The following is a 9,540-nucleotide window of genomic DNA, read 5'->3' on the forward strand; positions in this document are numbered from 1 at the left end:
TTCTTCCAAGCTGGATCCAAGAAGTTGCCCAGGTGGCCAAAGGACAGGGCAAAGCGTGGCGGCATCAGGGCAGGACCCGTCAAAGAGTAGTATCTTTGCAAAATTTCTTGTGGAGAACTTCCTATTATATAGAAGTTGTCAAAGACCGGGTTGCGGTGCTTTAAGATGGCTACTTGCTCATTTTGGCTGCCAAAGTCATAGCTGCCAGGAGCCAGAGTATTGCGGAATTCGCCAAAACCAGAATTAGTCCAAAAGAAAGGTACGGCAGCCAAGACCCCATCTTGGCCAGTGATCCCGTCAGTCTTAATTAGGACCTTTTCACCCTTATGGCTGAAGTGGCCGTTTTGGACCCCGCCGCCATAGTAGTATTCATTCGGGCTTTGTTTAATAATTTCCGTAGTGTGCTTGCCGCTGATTAATAGAGGAGCAACCTGGCTAACCCGGGTCCGGTGGACTGCTTCGTCAAAAATGCTGAACAAGGCGGTCTTTTGCTGGAAGATCAGCTTGTAGCTGCCAACGGTGATGATGAACATGTCGCTAGTGGCATGGGCATGGGCCTTTTGGAAATAGGCGGGATCAGGCTGGGGCGTGACCAGCATGTCGCTAGTTTCGGCAAAGGCTTGGCTGGGGTCTAGCCAGTAGCGGAAAATCCCGTCACTAATCAGGTAGACCCGGGCCACTTCGCCGGTTGCATAATGAAGTTCAAAGTAATTATCTTTTTTATTGACGCCAACTAAAGAACCAAGTTGGTGCTTAGAGGTTTGCAAGTCGTTCATAATAAGTTCCTTTACTTGATAATGTCTCTAGTTTAATTATAGCCAAAAAGGCGTTAGAAAGGGGAGGGTAATTAAATAACTGACAAAAAGTAATGGTATATGCAAATGATAATGGCTAATTTTCATTGACAAAGAAGACTAAAAATTGGACAATACCAATTGTAAGGAAATTGGAAAATAGATTGGAGAAAAAGATGCATTATTACGTTCACGCTGATCGCTTCTACCTGCCTAAGGCCGTAGAAGAGGGCGGCTACTTGGAAATTACTGACGGCAAATTTGGGGCTTATTACCCTGAAAATGACCGCCCAGAAGGGGAAATCGTTGACTACTCTGGCTATGAATTAGCGCCAGGCTACGTTGACACCCATATCCATGGCTCAGTTAAAGAAGATGTGATGAAGAGCGACTGGGCCGGGATCGATAAATTGTCCAAGGCCCTCTTAAGCGCCGGGGTGACCAGCTGGCTGCCAACGACCGTGACGGCTTCAAGCGACCAATTGACGGAGGTCTGCCAGATGTTTGCTGACCATGAGGAGCAGGAAAGCGGCGCGAGAATCCAGGGGATCCACTTTGAAGGTCCCTTCTTTACGGAAGAACATGCCGGGGCGGAAAATCCTAAGTACATGCTGGATCCAAACAGGGAAGACCTGGACCGCTGGCTGGAGGCCTCTAAAGGGATGCTGAAAAAGATCGCCTTGGCACCAGAGCGGCCAGGGACAACCGACTTCATCCGCTACGCAACCAGCCGCGGGGTGATGATCGCCTTGGGCCACTCCAGTGCCAGCTATGATGAAGCTAAGGCAGCGGCGCAAGCGGGAGCGGAGATTTTTACCCACACCTTCAACGGGATGCCGGACTTCTCCCACAATCAGCCAAATATCGCTAATGCGGCCATGGCCTTAGACAACATGGACAATGAACTGATCGCCGATGGCCACCATGTAGCCATTCCGGCCATCAAGGCTCTGATCGCGGCCAAGGGGGTTGAACACATCGTTTTGATTACCGACTGCATGGAAGCCGGCATGATGCCTGATGGCGACTACATCTTGGGTGAATTGCCAGTTTACGTAAAGGATGGCATGGCCCGGCTAAAAGACGGCGACAATTTAGCCGGCAGCGTTCTGGAGCTGAAGAATGGCGTCAAGAACCTGGTTGACTGGGGTTTGGTAACTAAGCAAGAGGCTATCCAAATGGCGACCTACAACGCCGCTCGCAGCCACCACTTGCTGGACCAGTGCGGCCAAATCGCCCCCGGTTTGCCGGCTGACTTCTTGGTCTTGAACAGCGACCTGACCTTGGAGAAGACCTACTTGGCAGGGCAAGTGGCTTATGAAAAGTAAAAGGAAAGATAGATAAAGTAAGATAAACAAAAAAGCAGCTTAGGCTGCTTTTTTATATTGTATTTAATTATGTTTGACTTTAATTTTCTTGTTTAGTAAACAGCCCCGTCGTAGAAGTCGAAGCGCAGCTTGTTGAAGTTGAAGTCCTTCAATTCGCTCATCTTGATGACGTTGTCGCTGACGCCCCAGCTCATCAGGTTGATTGGCTTACCGTAGTCTTCGTCAGGGATGACCAAGAGGATGTACTTACCCACGCTCAAGGCGTAGCCCAGTTCCATGCCCAGGCCAACGTCTTCTTCATCAGGGATGTAAACGCCCAGCATTACGTCGTTGGTCTTGATCCCGTTTAAGTCGTTGTTGTAGGTTGCCGTAGCCCATTCCTTGTCGTGCAGGTATTCTGGGTGTTCATCAACCCGGATACCCTTATATTGGTTTTCCAAAGGCACGTAGCTGTTTTCCAGGTCAATGGTTGGGTTTTCCTTCAAGGCCTCCATTGCTTCCTTGTAGGCCTTGTTTTGGCGGTCAGTGAACCAGCCAGCGCCGAAGTAGATCGTCTTTTTTGGCATATTTAGTATTTCCTTCCTTACTTTTAGCAAATCTTGTGCTTCTATTACTTTATCATAGTTTAACGAGCTCTTGTCAGAATTTTCTCAGAAAAAACGTTTTTCGCTTAATAGATTTGAAAAAACATGTCTATAATAGAAGTAACTAGTGCATGAAAAGGTGAGGCGATAGCAATGACTGAAAAAATGCTGGATCCGGCAAGCTGTTTTGTGATTGATGCTGAAGACCAAGAAGACCTCTTTACCCAAGTCTACCAAAGACTCTTAAAAGAGGGGCTGATAGCAGACGGCTTTTTAGACCAGGTGATTGAAAGGGAAGAGGACTACCCAACTGGCTTGTCCAGCCAAAATTTGGGTGCAGACCTGCCAAACCTGGCCTTTCCCCATACTGAGGGGATTTTTGTTAAAAAAGACCGCCTGGTGCCAATCAAATTGCTCAAGCCAGTAACTTTTCACAGCATGGTTGACCCCCAGGTCAGCCTGCCGGTGGGCTTTTGTTTCATGCTGCTGGATGACAAGGCTGATGGTCAAGCTCAGCTCTTGTCCCAGACTATGACTTATTTGAGTCAGGCAGATCCTAGTGAACTAAAGGAGCTCTTTGCCTTGACTGATCCCCAAGCAATCTATGACTTTTTGGAAAAAAGACTAATCTTCTAAGTAGATTTCCCGCAAATCCAGCAAGTCCTTGTTAGACAGTCCAATTTGCTGATGCAAATAAGCATTAATGCTGCCATATTGTTGGTTGATAGTCTTAAATAAGTAGTCGAAATATGCTGGTTGAACAGTCTGCAGATCATGGAAGGTCTTAAGCAGGTTTTCATTAGCCCCCTTGGCCTCCTCCTTGGCCAGCAGCTGATCCACAAAGCCCTTAACTGCTTGGTTGGTGTACAAGTAGTCTTTTTCAATAGTTGCCATCGGTACGCCCAAGGCAGATAGGATCAAGATGGCCCCAAAGCCAGTCCGGTCCTTGCCGGCGGTGCAGTGAAAAAGGACACTTTCGCCTTCTTTTTCATTGCCCAAGAGCAGCTCAAACAGGTGGCGGTAAGCCTGATTGGCATTTTTCCCTGTAGCCATGTTCTGGTAGGCCCAGAGCATTCTTTGGTAGCCCCAGTTGCTGTCTTTAGCACTTTGTCTGGCCATGTCCGAAATGCTCATCGTGGAGTCGGTCAAGTCTTCGTCAAAAACGGGATCAGCAAAGTAGCTGACGCCCGCCAGCTCTTGGTCTGGCTGCTTGCTGCGCTCAAAGCTGGTTCTTAAGTCAACGTCATACTTAAGACCATATTTTTCCAGGTATTCCCGGTCTTCTTTGGTTAAGTCGCTCAAGTGGCCGCTTCTAATTAACTTGTGCTTTTTGACCGTTTTGCCGGAGATGGTCTTGTAGCCGCCCAGTTCCCGGAAGTTCCGGCCACCTTGGATTTGGAGCAGGTGCTGATTTAATTGCATAAAAAATTCCTTCCTATTATATTATCGATTCTCAACTAAAAATTTTTTCGTTCTTATCGTCTTTTACCTTTTTGAAAAATGGGCTTACATAAATAAAACAACATTTTTCCGAAAGCGCCTTAAAAAGTGAAAGTTATGCTAAAATAGAGGTAAGCGAAAGACATACAGAATACGGGAGATGAGCACTATGACTGAAGAAAAAATCAAAATTTTAGTACCTGTTGACGGGTCTGAATCCGCAGAACGTGCTTTTGACAAGGCAGTGAAGATCGCTGCCAACAATGGCTACCATGTCGACGTTTTGAACGTCATCGACACGAGACAATTCATGGGCGAAATGCAAGACACCTTGATTTCTGGTGACACCATTTACCAAATGACTCAAGACTCAGAAGAATACCTGAAGAGCTTGAAGCAATGGGCTCATGACAACATCGGCTTTGACGACCTGGACTACCACATTCGCTACGGCAGCCCAAAGCGCATCCTTTCTTACGACTTCATCAAGGACCACGGCAACAACCTGATCGTGATGGGGGCTACCGGTTTGAACGCCGTTGAAAGAATGTTGATGGGGTCAGTTACCGAATACGTTAACCAACACGCCATGGCCGACGTCTTGATTGTCAGAACCGACGTCAACAACATGCCCGCTAAGTAGTCTATGGTAAGAGTATAACTTAAAAAGAGAGCGTTTGGAATAAAATCCAAACGTTCTTTTATTTTTGTTTTTCTTAACATCGAATTTACTTTTGTTCGGATTTCAGTTAACTTTTTACATTTTTACATGTCATTTGCAAAATTTTATTAACCTTTAGAATCGCTAATTGGAATAGCGCAATCCTTTTTGGAAAAAATTACAAAAACTCTTGCCAAAACCCGAATATTTCTGTTAGAATTGTTCAAGAACGCAGAAGAAGAAAGCAAATTAATATCGACTGTTGTTCCGTATGAGCGGTTAAAGACGAAACTTCAAAGTCTGGCTGCTTATGTTGCTGTTGTACTGTTTATTTCATTATCCATTTTTCAGGGGGAACTAATGAAAAAGTTCAAGAAGGCACTGTTTGGTGCTGTAACTGTTGCTGCTGCTGTTTTGGCAACTGCTTGCTCATCTAGCAAGTCATCATCTTCCTCAAAGGGCTACGCTCCATCAAAGTCACACCCTTTGACCATTCAATTCGTGCCTAGTCAGGCTGCTTCTACTTTGGAAGCTAAGGCTAAGCCACTTGAAAGCATTCTTTCTAAGAAGCTTGGCGTTCCAGTTAAGATCTCAATGTCAACTGACTACAACACGGTTGTTGAAGCCATGAAGTCCAAGAAGGTTGACGTTGGCTTTTTGCCACCAGATGGCTACGTATTAGCCCACAAGCAAAAGGCTGCTGACGTTTTGCTTCAAGCTTTGCGTTACGGCATCAAGCAACCAGGCGGTAAGCAAACCAACAAGCTGGTTAAGTTCTACCGGGCAGAAATCTTGGTTAAGAAGGGCTCAAAGATCAAGAGCTGGAAGGACTTGAAGGGCAAGAAGATTGCCGTTCAAAACGCTACTTCTTCTGCCGGCTACATCTTCCCAATCGCTGAATTGAAGGAAAAGGGTTTGGACTTGACCAAGAAGGGCAACGCTAACTTAGTAACGGTTACTGGCCACGACCAAGCAGTTCTTGACGTTCTTAACGGCGACGTTGACGCAGCCTTCACTTTCGAAGACGCACGTAACACTGTTTTGGCTGACCAACCAAACATCATGAAGAAGGTTGTTCCAATCTACTTCACTAAGGGTATCCCTAACGACACCATCTCCGTTCGTTCAGACATGAGCAGTGCCTTCCGGAAGAAGCTGACTAAGGCTTTTGAATCCCTGCGCAACAACAAGAAGAGTCTGAAGATCATCGAAAGCATCTACAGCCACGAAGGCTACACTCCTGCTAAGGACTCAGACTTTAACATCGTACGGAAGTACGACAAGATGGCTGCTACTAAGTAGTAGGACTTGATAACAAGATATCAATTAAATACTGATAGTGAAAATCGTGCCCCACTTCATGTAGGACACGATTTTCAATGATTAGGCAAAAAATTTTTAAGGAGTTATATTCAATGGCAGAACAGCCGATGATTGAAATGAAGAACGTGACCAAGGTCTACGACAATGGTACCGTTGGTTTGAAGAACATCAACTTGAAGATCAACAAGGGCGAATTTGTCGTGATCGTTGGTTTGTCTGGTGCCGGCAAGTCAACCTTGCTGCGGTCCATCAACCGCCTGCACGATATTTCTGAAGGCGACATCTTGATCGATGGCGAATCCATCACGCAAGCTAAGGGCAAGAACCTGCGCTTGATGCGGCGCAAGATCGGGATGATCTTTCAAAACTTCAACCTGGTTAAGCGTTCAAGCGTTTTGCGCAACGTTTTGGCCGGGCGCCTGGCTTACTACCCAACTTGGAAGACCACTTTTAACCTGTTCACGAATGAAGACAAGCAAAGAGCTTATGAAGCCTTGCAAAGCGTGGATATGGCGGAAAAAGTCTACTCAAGAGCCGACGAACTCTCTGGTGGTCAGCAACAAAGAGTGGCTATCGCCCGCGTATTGACTCAAAGCCCAGAAATTATTTTGGCCGACGAACCAACTGCTTCTCTTGACCCTAAGACTTCCCACCAAGTAATGGAAGACTTGCGGATGCTGAATGAAAAGTACAACATGACCGTTGTGGCCAACCTGCACTCCATCGAACTGGCCAAGGAATTTGGCCACCGGGTGATCGGGGTCCGGGCCGGCGAAATCGTCTACGACGGCAAGATGGAAGACACGCCACAATCCGTCTTTGACAGCATCTACAATGGTGGTACGGGTAAGGAGGAAGATTAACAATGTCCAAAACAGATCGTGACATGTTAAAGCTTCCCAAGAAGAAGTTTAAGATGTGGAACTGGGTCTGGGTCATCTTGATGATCGTGGGCTTGGTTTTATCCGTCCAAAACACCGGGACGAGCCTGCCAGAATTTTTTGCCAACTTCGACCAATTTGGTGAAATCTTCGTGCAAATGGCGCAGCCTGACTGGTCTTACGCCGGCACAGCCATTCCTTACTTGGTTGAAACCATCAAGATGGCCATCATCAGTACGGTGATCGGGTCAGCACTGGCCTTCATCTACTCACTTTTGATCGCCAGAAACATTGTCCACAACAAGATTATTACCGGCGTTTTGCGCTTCATCATGAACATCATCAGAACCATTCCTGACTTGCTCTTAGGTTCTATCTTTGTTGCCATCGTTGGGATTGGGCCGGTAGCCGGTATCTTGGCCTTGACGGTCTTCACCTTTGGCGTGGTCGTGAAGCTTTTTTACGAAGCAATTGAAACCATCGATCCCGGTCCAAGTGAAGCCATCAAGGCGGTCGGCGGCAATGGGATGAACAACATCATGTTTGCTGTTATGCCGCAGATCATGCCTTACTTTATCAGCTACGCCTTGTACGCCTTTGAAATCAATGTCCGGGCTTCCACGGTTCTGGGTTACATCGGGGCCGGCGGTATCGGCTTGCAGCTGAAGAACACCCTGGACATGTTCAGCTACAACCAGACGGGGATGATCATCCTGGTTATCTTCTTGGTAGTCTTGGTCATCGACTTTATTTCAACTAAGGCAAGGGAGGCGTTGATGCGCTAATGGAGACGACAATGAAGAAATTACCGCCAAAGCCAGTCACGGCCAAGACCAGAGCAGTCAAGTGGCTCAGCTGGATTTTAGCGATCGTAGTCTTAATTTGGTCCTGCACGGGGCTGGACTTTACGGGGATTAAGCCAACCGCTGGCCAGATCACCGGCGCCATTTTTAACGGCTTGTTCCACCCGGACTGGTCCTACGTTTATAACGGCTCAGGCGAAGACTTGGTGTCTCAGCTCTGGCAAACCCTGTGCATCGCCTTCTTGGGGACTTTTATCTCAGCCATTATTTCTATACCTTTTGCCTTTTGGGCAGCTAACACCCGTCACAAAAAGTTCTGGGTATCAGAAAGTGGGAAGATCGTGCTGACTTTTATCAGATCCTTCCCAGAAATCGTTTTGGCCTTGATGTTCATTAAGGCCGTTGGGCCTGGTGCACCAGCCGGTGCCTTGGCTTTGGGCTTCCACTCAGTGGGGATGCTGGCCATGCTCTTTTCTGAAGCTATCGAAAGCTTGGACGACGGCCCAAGCGAAGCCATCACTGCCGTTGGTGGGTCCAAGTTCAACGTAGCTGTTTTTGCTACGATGCCGGACCTGATGCCAGCCTTGGTGTCCAACACCCTGTACCGCTTTGACGTGTCCGTCCGTTCTGCCTCCGTTTTAGGTTTGGTAGGGGCCGGCGGTATCGGCTACCCATTGATGATCGCCTTGAACTACCGGCAATGGAGCCGGGTCGGCATCATCTTGCTCGGGATCATCGTGATGGTGGTCATCATCGACTGGATCTCCGGTGCTATCCGGAAGAAGCTGGTTTAAGCTTAATTATTGAATATATCCTTAAAAATAAGAGACCAAAGCACCGCGGTGCTTTGGTCTTTTTGCTTTGGTGTGTGTGGTGCGGGGCGGTGGTGCTGTTGTTGTGTGGCGGCGCGGGTGCGTGGTTTTTGCCCCCGAAATATGTCAACCGGCTGCGATTTTACTGAATTTTGCCCCCGAAGTATGTCAACCGGCCGCGATTTTACTGATTTTTGCCCCCAAAGTATGTCAACCGGCCGCGATTTTGCTGATTTTTGCCCCCAAAGTATGTCAACCGGCCGCGATTTTGCTAGTTTTTGCCCCCAAAGTATGTCAACCGGCCGCGATTTTGTCGTTTTTTGCCCCCAAAGTATGTCGACCGGCCGCGATTTTGCTAGTTTCTGCCCCCAAAGTATGTCAACCGGCCGCAATTTTGTCGATTTTTGCCCCCAAAGTATATCAACCGACGGTGATTTTGCTGATTTTTGCCCCCGAGTTGACTCAACCGGTCATGATTTTGCCCCCAAGTTGTGTCAACCCAAGATGGTTGCTATAAGTTGGGGGAGATTTTTTAGAAAAAAGAGTCCGGTTGACATAAAACGGGGGCAGATTTTTGGAAAAATGGGGTCGGTTGACATAGATTGGGGGCGAATTTTAGGAAAAAAGAGTCCGGTTGACATAGATTGGGGGCAAATTTTTGGAAAAATAGAGTCGGTTGACATAAAACGGGGGCGGATTTTTGGAAAAAAGGAGTCGGTTGACATAGATTGGGGGCAATTTTTAGTAAAAAAGGAGTCGGTTGACATAGATTGGGGGCGGATTTTAAGAAAAAACGATTTGGTTGAGTCAAGTTGGGGGAGACTTGCCCAAAACAATATCAACCAGAGAGGATCGTAGCCCAAAATGATATCAACCGAAGAGGTTTGCAGCCCAAAACAATGTCAACCAGAGAG

10 protein-coding genes and 1 pseudogene are annotated in these 9,540 nt (G+C 47.3%); 8 read left to right on the plus strand and 3 right to left on the minus strand.

The genetic code is table 11. The features are described from left to right. A pseudogene (locus ACI4WN_RS05265) lies at nucleotides 1-776 on the minus strand (TIM-barrel domain-containing protein); the annotation flags it as partial. 194 nt (nucleotides 777-970) lie between these two features. Between ACI4WN_RS05265 and nagA the strand changes: the two are divergent. Beyond that, nucleotides 971-2,122: an N-acetylglucosamine-6-phosphate deacetylase gene (nagA, locus tag ACI4WN_RS05270; RefSeq protein WP_439777278.1), complete on the plus strand. Its 1,152-nt coding sequence runs from the start codon at nucleotides 971-973 to the stop codon at nucleotides 2,120-2,122. 92 nt (nucleotides 2,123-2,214) lie between these two features. Here the strand turns inward: nagA and ACI4WN_RS05275 are convergent, their stop codons facing one another. After that, nucleotides 2,215-2,688 carry a nucleoside 2-deoxyribosyltransferase gene (locus ACI4WN_RS05275; RefSeq protein WP_439777279.1) on the minus strand — a complete coding sequence of 158 codons (474 nt, stop codon included), beginning with the start codon at nucleotides 2,686-2,688 and terminating at the stop codon, nucleotides 2,215-2,217. A 171-nt stretch (nucleotides 2,689-2,859) separates the two neighbouring features. On the opposite strand from ACI4WN_RS05275, the gene ACI4WN_RS05280 reads away from it, so the two are divergent. Then, a complete protein-coding gene (locus ACI4WN_RS05280; protein ID WP_439777280.1) occupies nucleotides 2,860-3,342 on the plus strand; it encodes a PTS sugar transporter subunit IIA in 483 nt (160 codons plus the stop codon). On the opposite strand, the gene ACI4WN_RS05285 is transcribed toward ACI4WN_RS05280, so the two are convergent. Next, complete coding sequence (locus ACI4WN_RS05285; RefSeq protein WP_439777281.1) at nucleotides 3,331-4,128, minus strand: tyrosine-protein phosphatase; 798 nt, start codon at nucleotides 4,126-4,128, stop codon at nucleotides 3,331-3,333. The genes ACI4WN_RS05280 and ACI4WN_RS05285 overlap by 12 nt on opposite strands. Nucleotides 4,129-4,315: 187 nt before the next feature. On the opposite strand from ACI4WN_RS05285, the gene ACI4WN_RS05290 reads away from it, so the two are divergent. The 6 genes from ACI4WN_RS05290 (at nucleotide 4,316) to ACI4WN_RS05315 (ending at nucleotide 9,484) form a co-directional block, all read left to right on the plus strand. Further along, nucleotides 4,316-4,789 (plus strand): universal stress protein, encoded by a 474-nt coding sequence (locus ACI4WN_RS05290; RefSeq protein WP_008462976.1) that lies wholly within the window; start codon nucleotides 4,316-4,318, stop codon nucleotides 4,787-4,789. A gap of 378 nt (nucleotides 4,790-5,167) precedes the next feature. Then, nucleotides 5,168-6,109, plus strand: a complete 942-nt coding sequence (locus ACI4WN_RS05295) for a phosphate/phosphite/phosphonate ABC transporter substrate-binding protein (protein WP_439777282.1) — start codon at nucleotides 5,168-5,170, stop codon at nucleotides 6,107-6,109. Nucleotides 6,110-6,222: 113 nt separating this feature from the next. After that, on the plus strand, nucleotides 6,223-6,993 hold the full coding sequence (gene phnC, locus ACI4WN_RS05300) for a phosphonate ABC transporter ATP-binding protein (RefSeq protein WP_439777283.1): 771 nt from the start codon (nucleotides 6,223-6,225) through the stop codon (nucleotides 6,991-6,993). 2 nt (nucleotides 6,994-6,995) lie between these two features. Continuing rightward, on the plus strand, nucleotides 6,996-7,796 hold the full coding sequence (gene phnE / locus ACI4WN_RS05305) for a phosphonate ABC transporter, permease protein PhnE (protein ID WP_439777284.1): 801 nt from the start codon (nucleotides 6,996-6,998) through the stop codon (nucleotides 7,794-7,796). Continuing rightward, nucleotides 7,796-8,608: a phosphonate ABC transporter, permease protein PhnE gene (phnE, locus tag ACI4WN_RS05310; protein ID WP_009558636.1), complete on the plus strand. Its 813-nt coding sequence runs from the start codon at nucleotides 7,796-7,798 to the stop codon at nucleotides 8,606-8,608. Before phnE (ACI4WN_RS05305) ends, phnE (ACI4WN_RS05310) begins: the two co-directional genes overlap by 1 nt. Nucleotides 8,609-8,713: 105 nt before the next feature. Next, nucleotides 8,714-9,484, plus strand: coding sequence for a hypothetical protein (locus tag ACI4WN_RS05315; protein WP_439777285.1), 771 nt, complete (start codon nucleotides 8,714-8,716; stop codon nucleotides 9,482-9,484). Nucleotides 9,485-9,540: the final 56 nt, after the last annotated feature.

Origin of the sequence: Lactobacillus sp., from assembly GCF_051893255.1 — a bacterium.
Lineage (GTDB): Bacteria > Bacillota > Bacilli > Lactobacillales > Lactobacillaceae > Lactobacillus.